Here is a 15293-nt window from a genome sequence, read left to right as displayed (position 1 = left end):
CGAGCTGTGCCCTTGCACCGGGAGCGAGGGCGAGGCCACCCTGGAACCGATCAAGCTGTCGGCCGGGAGTGAACTGCTATGACGCTGGATGCGCTGACGTCCGCGATTCCGGACTACGCCAGGGACCTGAGACTCAATCTGGGCTCGGTCATCGGCGACTCCAAGCTGTCCGCACAGCAGTTGTGGGGCACCGTGCTGGTGACCGCGATCGCCGCGCGCTCTCCCCTCGTGCTGCGCGAGCTGGCCCCGGAGGCAAAGGCGAACCTCTCCCCGGAGGCCTACACGGCGGCCAGGTCGGCGGCGGCCGTCATGGCGGTGAACAACGTCTTCTACCGCACCCGCCACCTGCTCTCCGACCACGAGTACGCCAATCTGCGCCCCGGTCTGCGGATGAACGTCATCGGCAACCCCGGTGTCGAGAAGGTCGACTTCGAGCTGTGGTCGCTCGCCGTCTCCGCCGTCAACGGCTGCGGTCTGTGCCTCGACTCGCACGAGCAGAAGCTGCGCAAGGCGGGCGTCGGGCGGGAGGTCGTCCAGGAGGCCTTCAAGATCGCTTCGGTGATCCAGGCGCTCGCGGTGACCCTGGACGCGGAAGCGGTGCTCGCCGACTGCTCGACGTGAGGTTCACTCGCGTGTCGTGACCGAGGCGTCGTCGGCCGGGAGTTGCGGCTTTTGGTCCTGCGGCGCGGCGGTCGGCGCGGCGCTCCGCGCGGCGGCGGGGGCGGGGGCGGCCACCGGTGCGACACCGGCCGCCGTGGCCCCCCGTGGCCGCGGCGACTGCCGCAGGGCCTGCTCCCGGGAGTAGGCGTGCAGATAGCCGACCACGGTGTTCGTCACGGCCACCAGGGGCACGGCCACGATCGCGCCGCCGATGCCGGCCACCATGCCGCCCGCGGCGACCGACAGGACCACCGCCAGCGGGTGGACGCGGACCGCGCGGCCGAGGATGAACGGCTGGAGGATGTGGCCCTCGATCTGCTGGACGGCCAGCACCACCGCCAGCGTCATCACCGCGGTGAACACGCCCTGCGTGACGAGTGCGACCACGACGGCCAGCGCGCCGGAGGCGACCGCGCCGACCAGCGGGATGAACGAGAACAGGAAGATGAACACGGCGAGCGGGACGGCCATCGGCACATCGAGGAAGTAGATGCCGAGGCCGATGAAGATCGCGTCGATCAGCGCGACTATCACCGTGCCGCGCACATACGCCGTGAGCGTCGCCCAGGCCCGCGGACCCGCTCCCGCCACGCCCGGCCGGGCCGCCGCCGGGACCAGCTTGAGCGTCCACTCCCAGATCCGCTTGCCGTCGTACAGCAGGAAGAGCGTCGAGAAGAACGCCAGGAGGATGCCGGTGAGCGCCTCGACCACGACGGTGACGCCTTCCAGGCCCACCGAGGTGATCGCGTCGGTGTTGTCGCCGATCGCCTCGCGCAGGTTCTTGGCGATGCCGTTGATCTGCTTGTCGGTGACGTGGAAGGGGCTGTTGAGCAGCCAGCGGCGCAGGTCGTCGATGCCGCTCTGGACCTGGTCGGAGAGGTTGTCGATGTTCGCCATGACCTGCCAGGTCACGAACCAGCCCATCAGGCCGATGACGACGAACCCGAGGATCGCCGTCAGCGCGGTGGCGGGCCCCCCGGGCACGCCGACCCGCTTCAGCCGGGCGACGGTGGGTTCCAGGAGCGCGGTGAGCAGCAGGGCCACCACGAAGGCCATGACGACGAGTTGGACCGCGCTGATCACCTTGATCAGGATCCAGACGGTCCCGGCGAGCACCAGCAGCCGCCAGCCGGCCTCGGCGGCGACCCGCACTCCCCACGGCACGGCCTGCACGGGGTCGGGACGCGCACTGCGCGGCGGAAGTTCCTCGGCCTCGGCAGGCACCGGAGCGGCCATGACGGCCGTGGTGGCTGTGGCGGTCTGGGCGGCGGGCGGCGGTTCCAGCGCGGGGCCCTCGCTCTCGCGCTCGACCTCCACGCGCCGTTCGTCGAGCCGCTCCCCCATTTCGGTCAGACCGGCGCCCAGCCGGCCGAGCCACCCTGGCACTCGCGACATGATCGGTCCTCTTCCCCCGTCTCTCCCCACCACTCCCCCTGGAGTCGTCGGTCCCGGCCGTACCGACCGTACAGGGCGAAAGCCCCTCCCCCTATGACGGGGAGGGGCTGCGCAGGGTTGAGCGAGAGTTGTGACGCCTACTCAGTAGGAGTGGTTGGCCTGCCAGTAGTCCCAGGCGCCGCAGGGGCTGTCGTAGCGCTCGTTCATGTAGTTCAGGCCCCACTTGATCTGGGTGGCCGGGTTGGTCCGCCAGTCGGCGCCGGCCGACGACATCTTCGAGCCGGGATAGGCCTGGACGAGGCCGTAGGCGCCGGAGGAGGCGTTGACGGCCTGATAGTTCCAGGTGGACTCGTGGTCCACGATGTTGCTGAAGCACTGGAACTGGTCGGCGGGCACGATCTGCCGGGCGATGGCCTGGACCTCGGCGACGGTGTACGACGACTGCTGGGTGAAGCTGCCGGGGTCCACGGTCGAACTGGAGGCGGACTTGGTCTGCGCCTCCGCGCGTTCCTTGGCCTCCTGGTCGGCCTTCGCCTTGTCCGCGGCGTCCTTGGCGGCCTTCTGCTTGGCCACCGCGTCCTTCGCCGCCTGCTTGCGGGCCGTTTCCTCCGCCGTCTTCCTGGCGGTGGTGTCGGCCGCGATGGCCTGCGCGGAGGCCTGCTGGGTCAGGGACGCGGTCTGTACCTGGGCCTGCTGGCCTACCGGTAAGTCCGCGAGGAGGGTCGAGTCGCCCGCCGTCGCCTCGGCGTCGTCGTTGGGCTGCGCGACGCTGCCCTGGGCGACGCCCATGACGGCGCCGACCGTGGTGACGGCGGTGGCAGAGGCCACGGCGAAGCCCCGGGCCGATATCCGGCTCACACGTATTCCTTCTGCTGAGTCATCAGGTGGTCAGGGTGAGGGGGGATGAACGGCCGGGGCCGCCCGGGTCGTGCTGGGTCCTGCTAGTACCAGTGGTTGGCCTGCCAGAACGACCACGCCTCACAGGGGCTGCCGTACCGGCTGTCCATGTAGTTCAGGCCCCACTTGATCTGGGTGGCCGGGTTGGTCTGCCAGTCGGAGCCGGCGGACGCGTACTTACCGGCGGGCAGCGCCTGGAAGAGACCGTAGGCGCCGGAGGAGGCGTTGACCGCGTGGTAGTTCCAGCTGGACTCGTGGTCCACGATGTTGCTGAAGCACTGGAACTGGCCGCTGGGCACCATCTGCGCCGCCATCGCCTGGATCTGGTCGATGGAGTAGGAGCTCAGGATGGGGAAGTCGCCCGCACTACGGCTGGCCTTGGTCTTGGCCTCGGCGCGCTCCTTGGCCGCCTTCTCGGCGGCCTCCTTCTTCGCGACGGCCGTCTCGGCGGCGGCCTTGCGGGCCGCTTCCTCGGCGTCCTTCTTCGCGCCCTCGTCCGCGGCGATGGCCTGGTAGCTGGCCTGCTGCGCGAGGGACGCCGTCTGTACCTGGGCCTGCTGGCCCACGGGGAGGTCGGCGAGGAGCGTCGCGTCGCTTGCCGTCGCCTCTGCGTCGTTGGGCTGCGCGACACTGCCCGACGCAACGCCGACGACGCTTCCGACAGCGGTGACCGCCGTGGCCGAGGCCACTGCGAATCCCCGGACCGAGATCCGGCTCACACGGTTTTCCTTCCAGCATCGCCCGCTTCGGTGACCCTGGCGGACGCAATCGTGCCCCTGACGCTGGTCTCCGAACTGCGGGGTCACAGGAGACACGGGCCCGGTGGGCAACTCCCGCTGGGGAAGCGCCGCGTGAAGCTCGGGCGGCATACGACGGTCGGTATGGAGTTGAGGATGAAGCTCAAGTGGTTCTGATCCGCTGGGGGTACAGGTGTGTCGTATGCGGGGCCTGACAGGACTGAGACTCTGCCGTAACCAAACGCGCAAGGCAATTCCGAGTTGCGTGTGAAAGCTCACATCTCCATTACCCCTGGGGATTTCACGAAAGGCCCACACGTGAAGGCGCCGCCCGGCTAGGCTCACTGCCTTTGCCGGACGACGCCAACTCACCTCAGCTTTTATGAAGTTGTCCGATCAGGGTCAGATCTGCCCGTCCTCCAGCATTTCGGTCACAAGTGCCGCGATCTGGGACCTCTCGGACCGGTTCAGCGTCACATGCGCGAAGAGCGGGTGTCCCTTCAGTTTCTCGACGACGGCGACCACACCGTCATATCGCCCGACCCGCAGATTGTCCCTTTGCGCCACATCGTGGGTCAGAACGACCCGGGAATTCGCGCCGATACGGGACAGAACGGTGAGAAGCACATTTCGTTCGAGCGACTGCGCCTCGTCGACGATCACGAAGGCGTCGTGGAGGGAACGGCCCCGGATGTGAGTCAGGGGCAGCACCTCCAGCATCCCGCGGGCGGTGATCTCCTCGATGACCTCGCGGCTGGTGACCGCGGACAGCGTGTCGAAGACCGCCTGCGCCCAGGGGCCCATCTTGTCGGCCTCGGAACCGGGCAGATAGCCCAGCTCCTGCCCGCCCACCGCGTACAGCGGCCGGAAGACCATCACCTTCTGGTGCTGGCGGCGCTCCAGGACCGCCTCCAGACCCGCGCAGAGCGCGAGCGCGGACTTGCCCGTGCCGGCCCGGCCGCCCATCGACAGGATCCCGACGTCCGGGTCGAGCAGCAGATCGAGCGCGATGCGCTGCTCGGCGCTGCGGCCCTTGATGCCGAACGCCTCCCGGTCGCCGCGCACGAGGCGCACGTTGCCGTCGGCGGTGACCCGGCCGAGCGCCTTGCCGCGCTCGGACTGGATGGTCAGACCGGTGTGCACGGGAAGGTCGGCGACCTCGGGCACGTAGGTGTGACCGACCTCGAAGAGGATGTCCACCTGTTCGGCGGACAGGCTCAGCTCGGACATTCCGGTCCAGCCGGAGGAGCCCGTGATGGCGAGCTCGGCGCGGTACTCCTCGGCGAGGAGACCGACCGAGGACGCCTTGATCCTGAGCGGAAGGTCCTTCGACACGACGGTGACGTCGAATCCCTCGGCCTGCAGATTGCGGGCGACCGCGAGGATGCGGGAGTCGTTGTCCCCCAGGCGGTAGCCGGTCGGCAGCACACTGGGGTCCGAGTGGTTGAGCTCGACACGGACGGTGCCGCCGAGTTCCCCGATCGGGATGGGGGCGTCGAGGCGACCGAACTTCACCCGGTAGTCGTCCAGCAGACGCAGCGCCTGCCGGGCGAAGTAGCCGAGTTCCGGATGGTGCCGCTTGGCCTCCAGTTCCGTGACCACCACGATGGGGAGCACGACTTCGTGCTCCTCGAAGCGGGTCATGGCGTTCGGGTCGGCCAGCAGGACGCTGGTGTCGAGAACATAGGTGCGCCGGTCTGGCATACGGCGCTTTGTGCTGGTCACCACGGAAGGACGTACCCCCTCGGATGAGGTCGGGGAGCGACGGAGTGGAGCTGGACCGGTTCTCGGCCGCCCTGCACGGGCCGAGAACCGGCCCCCCGCTGCTTCTTCCGTGCCGTGACCGCACGGTCGGGCTGGTGCAAAGGGCCTCCCGGGCGGACGGCCCCGTGCCGTCCGCTGAGATCCGACACCCGTGGTTCGGGCGTCGACCTGCTTGGCTTATGCCCTCGAACATGCGCCGCCATGCCACGGCATATGACGGCGCGCCGGTGAACTCCTCGTTACGTCCTTCGTTACTTCCGCCCCTGGCGACCCGCCGGTAGCCCGCAGCAGACGCCGACGGGCCGGCGGTGTCAGCCGCCGTAACGCCGGTGGCGGGCCGCGTAGTCGCGCAGGGCGCGCAGGAAGTCGACCTTGCGGAAGGCCGGCCAGAAGACCTCGCAGAAGTAGTACTCCGCATGGGCCGTCTGCCACAGCATGAATCCGGACAGCCGCTGCTCGCCGCTGGTGCGGATCACCAGATCGGGGTCGGGCTGCGCGCCGGTGTAGAGGTGGCGGCCGATCAGGTCGACGCTGACGGAGTCGGCGAGGTCCTCCATCGAGGTGCCCTTGTCGGCGGCGTCCACGATCATCGAGCGCACGGCGTCGGCGATCTCCTGGCGGCCGCCGTAGCCGATGGCGACGTTGACCAGTATTCCGTCGACGTGGGCGGTGGACTCCTCGGCCTCCTTCAGCGCGGTCTGCACATGAGAGGGGAGGATGTCGGGGGTGCCGACGTGGTGGACGCGCCAGCGGCCGTCGGCGGCGAGGGTGCGCACGACGTCCTCGATGATGCCGAGGAGCGGAACGAGTTCCTCCGCCGGGCGGTCGAGGTTGTCCGTCGACAGCAGCCACAGGGTGACGACCTCGACGTCCGTCTCGGTGCACCAGCCGAGGAACTCCTCGATCTTGTCGGCGCCGGCGCGGTGGCCGTGTTCGGTGGTGGAACCCGCGGCCTTTGCCCAGCGTCGGTTGCCGTCCATGATGACGCCGATGTGCTTGGGCACCTGAGCGTGGTCCAGGTGACCTTCGACCCGGCGTGCGTACAGCCTGACCAGAAGGCCGCGCAGCTTGTCGCGCAGGTTCACGTGAATGTCAGCCCCTCCGTACGGTGCGGTCCCCGCGGGGCGCAGCCTACCCCTGCGGGGCTTGGGTCGTTGAGCCGGGTGGGCACGGAGGGGGCGCTGGGGGAGGGCGGACGGGAGGCGCGCGGGGGCACAAAAAACGGGCCGGTCCGTGGGGGGGGGGAGACGGACCGGCCCGAGGGGGGGTTTCCACCATAACCCTTCGTAAGTGATGCTGCATGCATCAGCGCGCCACAACTACTCTCCGGAGTCGCCCGGCGACGCGCCAATGGCCGTTTAAGGCATGGTTCATGAGTGGTTCATGGCCAAAACGCAGCGGATTCCCAGGGTAATGGGGGTGTTTGCCGGAGGAAGCAGAGGTTTTGGGGCGACTTGGGCGAGGGCCGGTCAGCTGTCCGAGAGTCTCCCCGACGGGCTAACCCGACCGCGAACGCCGTCTTGACGCGGGCGTGACCGCGCAGCCCCCTCCACTGCGCGGTGACGTCCACGCAGCTTTGCTCACGCGAATTGTCTGACCTCGAACTTACGTCAGGTCCACGCCCGAATGTGAACGGTTCGCGATAACGATGCGGAAACTCCGTGGAGGCGGCGGGTCGCGCGAATGGAGAGGCGGAAGGAGGGGTGGAAGGAGGGGTGGTGCCGGCCCGGGGGCGCTCGGGGGGGGGTGCACGGCGGCGCAGAGGACAGGATCTGACCTCTTTGCCCCCTAACGTCGACGCCACGACCTTGAGGATCAGTTGGCGAGAGGCCTCCGCACGACGACTCGAACGACAGTTCCTGGCCAATTCGCCGGCAGGCGGTCCCAGGTCGCCCGCGAACGTCGTCGCGGACGTCGTCGAGGACGTCGTCGCGGCCATGCTCGGCGCCCACGCCCAGGTGCCGTCCGCGGCGGAGGTGGCGATCGGGGTGCGTGCGGCAGGAGTGACGCGGAAGGACGTGCGGGCCGCACTGTGGGAGGAGCGCTCACTGGTGCGTACGCACGGCCCGCGCGGGACCGTCCATCTCCTCCCCGCCGACGAACTCCCCCTGTGGAGCGCGGCGTTGACGGCGCTGCCGTCCGCAGCGGGCCCCTTCGCGCCCGACGTCCGGCTCACCGAGAAGCAGGCGGAGCAGGTGGTGGCGGCGATCGCCGACGCGCTCGACGGGGCGTGTCTGACGGTGGAGGAACTGGGCGAGCAGGTCGTCGCCCGCACCGGCCCCTGGGCCGGGGACCTGGTGATGCCCGCCTTCCAGGGCCTGTGGCCGCGCTGCCGTCCGGTACTTCTCCCCCATAGCCTTAAGGGCATGGGGGACCCCCACGGCGGGCCAGGCGGGCGCCCTGTGCTTCGGCCTGAACCGGGGCCGCAAGGTGACGTACACCCGCCCGCCCCGCTTCGACCCGCTCCCTGCGGACCTGGCCCTGCGCACACTCGTCCGCCGCTACCTGACGGCCTACGGCCCGGCGACGCCCGCGCACTTCGCCAAGTGGCGGGCGACGAAGGAGAGTTGGACGACCGGCCTGTTCGGGGAACTCGCGGCGGAGGGCGCGGTGGAGGAGGTGTTCTTCGAGGGCGCACGGGCCTGGGTGGCGGCCGGAGACACGGAGTTCTCCGATACGGCGGACCCGCAAGCCGCGGGCGGCGTGCGGGGTGTGCGGCTGCTGCCGTACTTCGACGCGTACGTCATCGCCGCGCAACCGCGTGAGCTGCTGTTCCCGGGGGCCGCGTACAAACGGGCGCTGGCCGGCGGCCAGGCCGGGAACCACCCCGTGCTGCTGATCGACGGCGTGGTGGCAGGCGTCTGGCACCAGGCGCGCCGCGGCCGTCGTACGACGATCACGGTCGAACCGCTGGACCGCCTGACGACCCGGCAGACGCGGGAACTCGGGGAACGGGCCGACCACGTCGGGGAGGTGCCGAGGCAACGGCCGAACTGGTCATCGGCGAGGTGACCACGGGACCGCACGCCTGAGGGGCGGTGGGGCGGGTCAGGCGGTCGGTTTGCGGGCCTCTACGAGGTGGCGGGTGCTGTGCGCGACGAACGGGCCCTCGGCCTCGATCCGCTCGTGCAGGGCGCGGAGTCGGGGCCGGTACGTCTCCACCGTGAAGCCCGGGACCATCCACACCACCTTGCGCAGGAAGTGCACGACGGCGGCGATGTCGTAGAACTCGATCCGCAGCCGTTCCGCCCGCAGGTCGACGATCTCCAGCCCCGCCGCCTCGGCGCCGGCGCGCTCCCGCTCGGGGTGCCGGGTGCTGCTGACCTCGTCGGGCTGCGGCCCCAGGAAGTACTCGACGAGCTCGAAGACGCTGCGAGGGCCGACGTGCTGGGCGAAGTAGGTCCCGCCGGGTTGCAGGACGCGGGCGATCTCACCCCAGAGGGGCCGGACCGGATGCCTGCTGCACACCAGGTCGAAGGCGGCGTCCGCGAAGGGCAGCGGGGCGTCCTCCGAACAGGCGACGACCGCGATGCCGCGCGGGCGGAGCAGCGCGGTGGCCTTGGCGACGTTCGCCGGCCAGCCCTCGGTCGCGACGGTGAGGACGGGCGCCTCGGGGCCGATGCGGGCGAGGGCGAAGTCCAGGACCTCCCCTCCCCCGGTCTGGATGTCGAGCGCGGCCGTCGCCCCGGCCAGCCGCTCGGCCAACGACACCGCGTACCCCCACGACGGCCGCTCCTCGGTGGCCCGTCCTTCGAACCACGAGAAGTCCCATCCCTCGGTGGGGACGGCGGCCCCTTCGGCCAGGAGGTCCTCGAAGCTGGGGCGCGGGTCGCGGTCGTCGGCGCTCATAGGGCGATCGTCACAGAAGAGGGACGCGGACGCCGCCGATTTTCATGCCGGTGCGGTGCAAGGGTGTCTCCCCTCACGGCACTTCGCCGTCGGCCCGGTCCGCCTCGACCGAGACCCGCGCCCCCGCTTTCACCCCCCACCCCGCCATGACACCCGCCTCCGCCTCCAGAACATGCCGTGCGCGCAGGCGCGGTCGGCCCAGCCGGTTGGGGCGCATCGTGCGGACGGCGAGGACGGTGAGGTCGCGGGTCAGGTAGGCGACATCGATGGGGATGCGCATACGGAAGGTGTGGATGCCGGAAGCGGGCGACAGCAACAACGCGCCGTCGACGGCGTCCCGGCCCAGGAGGCCCTTCGTACGGGCCCGGTAGGACGTGGCGAACTCCAACGGCACGGTCACGCTCGCGCCGCCGTCCCCCTGCACCGTCAACCGCCCCCGCCCGTCACGCCAACGCCTCATGTCCCGCCTTTCGCGTCCTGTACGGGCTATGTGATGCGCAAGATCAGCTCGCCGTGCGCGGGAACGTGACCTCCACTCGGCGGTTCTTCTTGCGGCCCTCTTCCGTGGAGTTGTCGGAGATGGGGTACTGCTCGCCGTAGCCGCGGACCTCGAAGGTGATGTTCGGGTTGTTCAGCGCACCCGCGAGTTGCGCCTGGACGGCGTCCGCCCGCTGCTTCGACAGGACGTCGCCGTGGGCGGAGGAGCCCAGGTTGTCGGTGAAGCCGAAGACGCGGACCAGGGTGGTGTTCTGCTTCCTGATCTCGGCGGCGATCGTGGCGATCCTGGCCTGCGCCTCCGGGCCGAGTTTCGAGCTGTCCTTGCCGAAGAGGACCTCGGCCTGGAGGGCGAACGTCACGTCCGCGTTGGTGTCCTCCCGCCGCTCGTCCCCCGCCTCGTCCTCGACGACCTGCTTGATGTCCAGCACCTTGGGCGCGGCGAGGGTGCCGCCCTCCGGGAGCTTGAGGTCGGGGTCGTTGGGGTCGACCTTCACGGGGGCGGAGGCTGTGGGTTCGGTGCCGGGCGGGACGCTGGGCTTGGTGTCGTCGGCGTGGGCGGCGGGGGCCATCCCGATGATCACGAGGGTGGCCGTGGCCACCGCCAGAGTGAGACGTGGGGTCATGGCCGTCCTCACCCGGAGATCTTGATGACCCCGCTGGGGAACAGCGGGAGTTGGAAGGTGACGTCGGTCGAGCTGGCGGGGGGCGCGGGGAACTGGAGGAAGACGTCGATGGATTCGCCCGCCTTGAGTGCCGAGAAGCCTGTGGTCGTCAGAGGACGGCCGTCTGTGTCGCGGAGGACGTAGTAACGCTTCTTGCTCTTGGAGTCGACGAGGGTGGCTCCGCCGAGGGACCTTCCGTTGTTAATGATCTCGGTTTCGTTGCCGCTCAGGGCGGACGGGATCGTGACCAGCGTGCCACTGTCGTTCTTCAGGGTCCCGTTCACGGTGACGAAGCCGCCGGAGTCGCGAACGGCGGAAGTGATTTGGAGCAGCAGCCCACTCGGGCCCTTCAGTTCGGCAATCGGTTCCTCGGACTGCCCTTCCTGCGTGTCCGGCTGCGATCCACCGGTCTTGGACGCGGACGACGAGCTCTGCGGCTTCTTGTCGTCGTCGCCCCCGCCGCCGCAGGCCGCCGTGCCGAGAGCCAACCCGGCCACGACGGTCAGCGCGACCATCCCCCTACGGGCTTTCGCCGTGAACCGCATGCTCATCACTCCGCTTCCTTCACCACTTGTCGTTCACGCGTCAGTCTTTGGCCAGGTGGACGTCGAAGAGGTCCTCGGGCTTGGGCAGATCGGCGGGATCGTCCGGGTCCGGCTCCCAGTTCCCACCCTTGCAGGTGAGCGTCGGCAGCACGTCGTCCCCAGGGTCCCCGCCCGGCGGTTCACCCGACGGTTGGCCAGACGGCTCGACCGGCGGCTCGGATGGCGACTCGGATGGCGACTCGAAACTGCACAGAGGCTCGATCACTGCGGTGGCATTGGCGTGTGCCTGCCTGTCCGCCGTGCCGGGCACGACAGACTCCCCGACGGTCTTGTTCGTCTGAGCCCTGACGGTGTAGCCGAGAGGGCCGTCAGGGACGCACTCGGCCGTCGCATCGTTCATCTCCGCCAGCTGCTTGGCCCGCCAACACGCGTCGTCCGCCCCGTTGCCCTCGAAGATGCTCTGCCACTTCCTCGGGTCGCTGACGTCCAGTACCCACAGGTCGGCCAGCTGGTCCCGGGTTTCCTGCGCCGCCGCCAGCGCCGCCGCGTCCGCCGCCGTCTGAGCGCCGTTGCGGTTCACCGCCGCCTGGCCGACCGCGAAGTACGCGAACGCCAGAAAGAGCAGGCCCGCCACCACCATGATGTAGATGGGGAAGACCTGCCCTGAGTCGCCGTGCACGCGAACTGGGCCTCGGGTCAGGGGGCCACCTTTTCGATCTGGGTGGTGAGCTTGTCGACGATCGTCTGTCCCAGGTTCGTGTTCGCGATCAGGACGACGATCGCCACCACCACCGCGATGATGCCGAGGTACTCGACCGCGGTCTGCCCCCTGTCGCCGTGGGCGCGGCGGCGTACGGCCTGCGCTGTCGTGTTCGTCCAGCCGCTCACCCGGACCTTTGCCGCGACGGCGGTCTTCAGCAGCAGGTCGCTCATGGCGTTCCCCTCCATCGGTGGCGTGACCGGCAACGTAAGGCCGTGTGTCCACCTTGGAGAAGGGTCCGGGGGCCCAATCCCGGGCCCAGGCGGGAGTACGGCGGATTCGGAGCCTCACGAAGTCACCGCCGTTCCCAGCCACTTGGCCGCTGCCTCGGAGCGGCTGCTGCTGTGCAGCTTGGCGAAGATGCGGTTGATGTGGTTCTTGACCGTCTTCTCGCTGATGAAGCAGGTGGCGGCGATCTGCTGGTTGTTCATGCCCGACGCGATGAGGTCCATGATCTCCGCCTCCCTCGCGCTCAGTGGGAACCTCTCCCTGCCTACCGACGCCGGCATCGACGTCGCCATCGACTGTCCCATAGTTGGTTGCAACTGCGAAAGCCGTTTCGTGAAAGACGGTGAAAGTAAGGGTGTTGAGTCCGCTTCGGCGTGTGCAGTCGCATCGTTCTGGATGTGCGCCAGCACTGCCGTCGCCGCCGTCGGGGTGAAGTGGGCGCGGCCCCGCGTGACGTCCCGTACCGCCGACACCAGCTCCTCCACGGTGAACTCACCGTGGACCAGATAGCCCCCGGCCCCCTCGCGCAGGGCCTGCTGCACGATCTCGGGCTCGTGGCTGTACGTCAGCATCACGACCCGGGCGATGCGCGCCAGGTGGGGAAGGGCCGAGAGGCCGTCGACGCCGGGCATGCGGACGTCCAGGAGGACGACGTCTGGGCGGTGCCGGAGGGCGGACTCGTAGGCCTCGCGGCCGTCCGCCGCCTCCGCGACGACCGTGAGGTCCTCGCGGCCGGAGAGGAGCGCGGTCAGCCCCGCGCGGACGACCGGGTTGTCGTCGGCCACGATGACGCGGACGGGGTCGGGCCGGTGCGGTGGGGGGAAGAGCGGCTGCACGGTGTCGGGGTGGGGCGGTCGGTCCGGCATCAGGCGGCCTCCTCTCGTGGGGCGAGCGCGGCCAGGGGGAGTTCGACGCGGACCTCGGTGCCCCGGGAGTCGGGGCCGTGGCCGATGTGGATGCGGGCGCCGACGGAGGCGGCCCGTTCCACCATGCCGACCAGGCCGAAGTGGCCGGTGCGGCGAAGCTGTTCGAGGGTGGTGTCGGGCGGGAGGCCGCGGCCGTCGTCCCGGACGGTGAGCGTCAGGAGTTCGCCGGTCACGACCGCTCGTACGTCGATGTGGGTCGGGGCCGCGTGACGGTGGGCGTTCTCCAGGGCCTCCGCGGTGATGGTGAGGAGCTGGCGGGCGACGGCGGGCGGGACGGGCAGCGTCGTGCTGTCGCCGGCGGGGCGGTGGTACGTGATCGGCAGGCCGGTCCGATCAGCGAAGTCGTCCGCGGCGGACGCCAGTTCGGGGAGGAAGTCGGCGCCTGGCAACGGGTCCGACTCGCGGCGCAGGTCGGTGAGGAGTTCACGGGACTCGGCGGCGGCGCGGCGCGCGGCCCTGGCGACGAGTTCGGCGTGTTGGCGTACCCGGGTCGGGTCCATGTCGGGTGAGCCCGCCGAATGGGCCAGGGCGTCCGCCGCGAGGGCCACGCCGTGCAGCGTCTTGGCCACCGAGTCGTGCATCTCGCGGGCCAGCCGGGCGCGTTCGGCGGCGACCGCCTCGGTGACGGCCAGCCGGGCCTTCACGGTGGTCAGGGCCTGGGTTGCCGTGCCGAAGCGGAGCATCAGCTGGCGCAGGGCGGAGCCGACCGCGCCGGTGATGACGCAGAAGCCGGGCAGCAGCAGTCTCTCCGCCAGGCCCGCCCCCGACTCCCGTACGAGGGTCGCGTGGACCAGCAGCAGGATCAGCGACTGAAGGGAGGCGAAGCAGGCGGCGCCCCGCCAGCCGTAGACGATGCCGGCGAGGAGCGGGGTGCAGACGCTGACGTAGGCGAGCGTGGTGTCCGGGCCCGCCGAGATCAGCAGCAGGGTGCCGAACAGGGTGTCCGCGACCAGCAGGGAGGGGTGGCGCAGGAGGAGGGGGCCGAAGCGCTCCCAGTCACGGAAGAGGACGTACGAGCCCATGAAGGTGACGACCACGGCCGCGCCCACCAGGCGGACGCTCATGCCGGGGGCGGCGTTGAGGAGGGCGGCGGGGGCGGCGACGGCGATCATGGCCAGGCGGAAGGCGAAGACCTGGCGGCACATCGCTTGAAGCGCGTTGACCTGGAGGGAGATGGAGGCCTCGCCCGCGGCTGTCTGGCCCGCAGCTGCCTGACCCTCGGTTGCCTGCCCCGCGGTGGCCTGGCCCTCGGCTGCCCGGCCCATGGCTCCCTGGTCCTCCGCTGCCCGGGCCGTGGCTGCCCGTCCAGCGGCTGCCCGGCGCTCGGCTGCCCGACCGCCGATTGCCCAGCCGCCGGTCTCCCTGCCGCCGGTCTCACTGCCCCCGGTCTCGCTGGCGCGACCAGCGCGGCTGCGGCGGCGCCACTGCCTCGCCCGCGTCTCCATGGTGACCGTCATGACCGTCCGCCCTAGTCGCCCGTGATCGAGCTGAAGTCCGTGCCGGAGCCGAGCAGCATGCCCGCGCCGAGGAGGAGCATCGTCGCCGGGACCATGAACGTCGTGATCATCAGCGTGGCCTTGGGGACCGCGCGGGCCGCCTTGCGGCGGGCGTTCTGCGCGTCCGTGCGGCGCATGTCCTTGGCGATCGAGACGAGTGTGTCGACGATCGGCGCGCCGAGTTCCTCGCCCTGCTGGAGCGCGGTGACGAACATGGCGACCTGCTCGGAGTCGTTGCGCCGGCGCAGTTCCTGGAAGGCCTCGCGGCGGCTCACGCCGAGGTCCATCTGCCGGAGGGTGATGCGGATCTCGTCCGCCCACGGGCCCTCGTAGCGGGACGCCACCCGGTCGAGGGCCTGGCGGAAGCCGAGGCCCGCGCTCACCACCACGGCGAGGACGTCGAGGAAGTCCGGCAGGGTCCGCTCGATGGCGTCCTTGCGGATGCGGATCGCGGACCAGATGCCGACCTCGGACCAGAACAGGCCGAAGGCGAGCATGAGGAGCGCGACGAAGAAGCTGCCCTGGAGCAGGGCGGCGAAGGCGCCGAGGGCGCCGATCGCGCCGTAGACCGCGCGCCGGGCCGCGTAGCGGTCGATGGTCAGGCCGCCCGGGTTGCCCGCGAGGTCGATCCTGCGGCGGTAGCGGGTGACCTGCTTGGGGCCCATCAGCCGCAGCACGGCGGGCGCGTACCGCATGCCGAGGCGGTCGATGAGCGAGCCCACGGCGCTGGTGCGGGTCGCGCCGACCTCCAGGGCCAGTGCGAGGTCGCTGGGCAGTTTCACCTCGGCCCGGTACATGCGGATGCCGGCGAACATGCCCCAGACGCTGAGGCCCACGGCGAGTGCGAGCAGCAGTTCCATCCCTGGTTCCCCCTGC

General features: G+C 70.2%; 15 protein-coding genes and 1 pseudogene. 2 read left to right on the top strand and 14 right to left on the bottom strand.

Translation table 11 applies throughout. The features are described from left to right. Positions 1-78: 78 nt before the first annotated feature. Complete coding sequence (locus ACZ5SK_RS33585; protein WP_334577511.1) at positions 79-621, top strand: alkyl hydroperoxide reductase; 543 nt, start codon at positions 79-81, stop codon at positions 619-621. Positions 622-624: 3 nt separating this feature from the next. Here ACZ5SK_RS33585 and ACZ5SK_RS33580 read toward each other — a convergent pair whose 3' ends face one another. From ACZ5SK_RS33580 to ACZ5SK_RS33560, 5 genes are all read right to left on the bottom strand, one after another. Next, positions 625-2055 carry an AI-2E family transporter gene (locus ACZ5SK_RS33580; RefSeq protein ID WP_457495399.1) on the bottom strand — a complete coding sequence of 477 codons (1431 nt, stop codon included), beginning with the start codon at positions 2053-2055 and terminating at the stop codon, positions 625-627. Positions 2056-2196: 141 nt separating this feature from the next. Next, positions 2197-2913: an aggregation-promoting factor C-terminal-like domain-containing protein gene (locus ACZ5SK_RS33575; protein ID WP_334577512.1), complete on the bottom strand. Its 717-nt coding sequence runs from the start codon at positions 2911-2913 to the stop codon at positions 2197-2199. A gap of 83 nt (positions 2914-2996) precedes the next feature. Beyond that, a complete protein-coding gene (locus ACZ5SK_RS33570) occupies positions 2997-3671 on the bottom strand; it encodes an aggregation-promoting factor C-terminal-like domain-containing protein (protein ID WP_334577513.1) in 675 nt (224 codons plus the stop codon). A gap of 420 nt (positions 3672-4091) precedes the next feature. Next, a complete protein-coding gene (locus ACZ5SK_RS33565; RefSeq protein ID WP_319671559.1) occupies positions 4092-5417 on the bottom strand; it encodes a PhoH family protein in 1326 nt (441 codons plus the stop codon). A 347-nt stretch (positions 5418-5764) separates the two neighbouring features. Next, complete coding sequence (locus ACZ5SK_RS33560; protein WP_457495398.1) at positions 5765-6538, bottom strand: isoprenyl transferase; 774 nt, start codon at positions 6536-6538, stop codon at positions 5765-5767. Between the two features lie 729 nt (positions 6539-7267). Here ACZ5SK_RS33560 and ACZ5SK_RS33555 point away from each other — a divergent pair. Further along, a pseudogene (locus ACZ5SK_RS33555) lies at positions 7268-8485 on the top strand (winged helix DNA-binding domain-containing protein). Positions 8486-8501: 16 nt separating this feature from the next. Here ACZ5SK_RS33555 and ACZ5SK_RS33550 read toward each other — a convergent pair. From ACZ5SK_RS33550 to ACZ5SK_RS33510, 9 genes are all read right to left on the bottom strand, one after another. Further along, positions 8502-9302, bottom strand: coding sequence for a class I SAM-dependent methyltransferase (locus tag ACZ5SK_RS33550; RefSeq protein WP_334577514.1), 801 nt, complete (start codon positions 9300-9302; stop codon positions 8502-8504). A 73-nt stretch (positions 9303-9375) separates the two neighbouring features. After that, positions 9376-9762: a DUF192 domain-containing protein gene (locus ACZ5SK_RS33545; RefSeq protein WP_457495397.1), complete on the bottom strand. Its 387-nt coding sequence runs from the start codon at positions 9760-9762 to the stop codon at positions 9376-9378. Positions 9763-9805: 43 nt separating this feature from the next. Next, a complete protein-coding gene (locus tag ACZ5SK_RS33540) occupies positions 9806-10423 on the bottom strand; it encodes an OmpA family protein (RefSeq protein ID WP_361701274.1) in 618 nt (205 codons plus the stop codon). An 8-nt stretch (positions 10424-10431) separates the two neighbouring features. Then, positions 10432-11013 (bottom strand): hypothetical protein, encoded by a 582-nt coding sequence (locus tag ACZ5SK_RS33535; protein WP_334577517.1) that lies wholly within the window; start codon positions 11011-11013, stop codon positions 10432-10434. Positions 11014-11047: 34 nt separating this feature from the next. Further along, positions 11048-11647: a pilus assembly protein TadG-related protein gene (locus ACZ5SK_RS33530; RefSeq protein WP_334581183.1), complete on the bottom strand. Its 600-nt coding sequence runs from the start codon at positions 11645-11647 to the stop codon at positions 11048-11050. A gap of 56 nt (positions 11648-11703) precedes the next feature. Then, positions 11704-11940, bottom strand: coding sequence for a Flp family type IVb pilin (locus ACZ5SK_RS33525; RefSeq protein ID WP_334577518.1), 237 nt, complete (start codon positions 11938-11940; stop codon positions 11704-11706). 114 nt (positions 11941-12054) lie between these two features. Then, positions 12055-12861 carry a response regulator gene (locus ACZ5SK_RS33520; protein ID WP_457495396.1) on the bottom strand — a complete coding sequence of 269 codons (807 nt, stop codon included), beginning with the start codon at positions 12859-12861 and terminating at the stop codon, positions 12055-12057. After that, complete coding sequence (locus ACZ5SK_RS33515; RefSeq protein WP_334577520.1) at positions 12861-14186, bottom strand: sensor histidine kinase; 1326 nt, start codon at positions 14184-14186, stop codon at positions 12861-12863. Before ACZ5SK_RS33515 ends, ACZ5SK_RS33520 begins: the two co-directional genes overlap by 1 nt. A gap of 203 nt (positions 14187-14389) precedes the next feature. Further along, on the bottom strand, positions 14390-15277 hold the full coding sequence (locus ACZ5SK_RS33510) for a DUF5936 domain-containing protein (RefSeq protein WP_079660038.1): 888 nt from the start codon (positions 15275-15277) through the stop codon (positions 14390-14392). Between the last annotated feature and the right edge of the window lie 16 nt (positions 15278-15293).

Source organism: Streptomyces sp. NPDC031474 (assembly GCF_055581185.1).
This window is presented reverse-complemented; position numbering and strand designations above follow the sequence as displayed.

What these genes read in the sequence shown, in the direction of transcription:
- ACZ5SK_RS33585 (WP_334577511.1), top strand. Translation starts at nt 79, where the DNA reads ATGACGCTGGATGCGCTGACGTCCGCGATTCCGGACTACGCCAGGGAC.
- ACZ5SK_RS33580 (WP_457495399.1), bottom strand. Translation starts at nt 2,055, where the DNA reads ATGTCGCGAGTGCCAGGGTGGCTCGGCCGGCTGGGCGCCGGTCTGACC.
- ACZ5SK_RS33550 (WP_334577514.1), bottom strand. Translation starts at nt 9,302, where the DNA reads ATGAGCGCCGACGACCGCGACCCGCGCCCCAGCTTCGAGGACCTCCTG.
- ACZ5SK_RS33545 (WP_457495397.1), bottom strand. Translation starts at nt 9,762, where the DNA reads ATGAGGCGTTGGCGTGACGGGCGGGGGCGGTTGACGGTGCAGGGGGAC.
- ACZ5SK_RS33540 (WP_361701274.1), bottom strand. Translation starts at nt 10,423, where the DNA reads ATGACCCCACGTCTCACTCTGGCGGTGGCCACGGCCACCCTCGTGATC.
- ACZ5SK_RS33535 (WP_334577517.1), bottom strand. Translation starts at nt 11,013, where the DNA reads ATGAGCATGCGGTTCACGGCGAAAGCCCGTAGGGGGATGGTCGCGCTG.
- ACZ5SK_RS33530 (WP_334581183.1), bottom strand. Translation starts at nt 11,647, where the DNA reads ATGGTGGTGGCGGGCCTGCTCTTTCTGGCGTTCGCGTACTTCGCGGTC.
- ACZ5SK_RS33525 (WP_334577518.1), bottom strand. Translation starts at nt 11,940, where the DNA reads ATGAGCGACCTGCTGCTGAAGACCGCCGTCGCGGCAAAGGTCCGGGTG.
- ACZ5SK_RS33520 (WP_457495396.1), bottom strand. Translation starts at nt 12,861, where the DNA reads ATGCCGGACCGACCGCCCCACCCCGACACCGTGCAGCCGCTCTTCCCC.
- ACZ5SK_RS33515 (WP_334577520.1), bottom strand. Translation starts at nt 14,186, where the DNA reads ATGGGCCGGGCAGCCGAGGGCCAGGCCACCGCGGGGCAGGCAACCGAG.
- ACZ5SK_RS33510 (WP_079660038.1), bottom strand. Translation starts at nt 15,277, where the DNA reads ATGGAACTGCTGCTCGCACTCGCCGTGGGCCTCAGCGTCTGGGGCATG.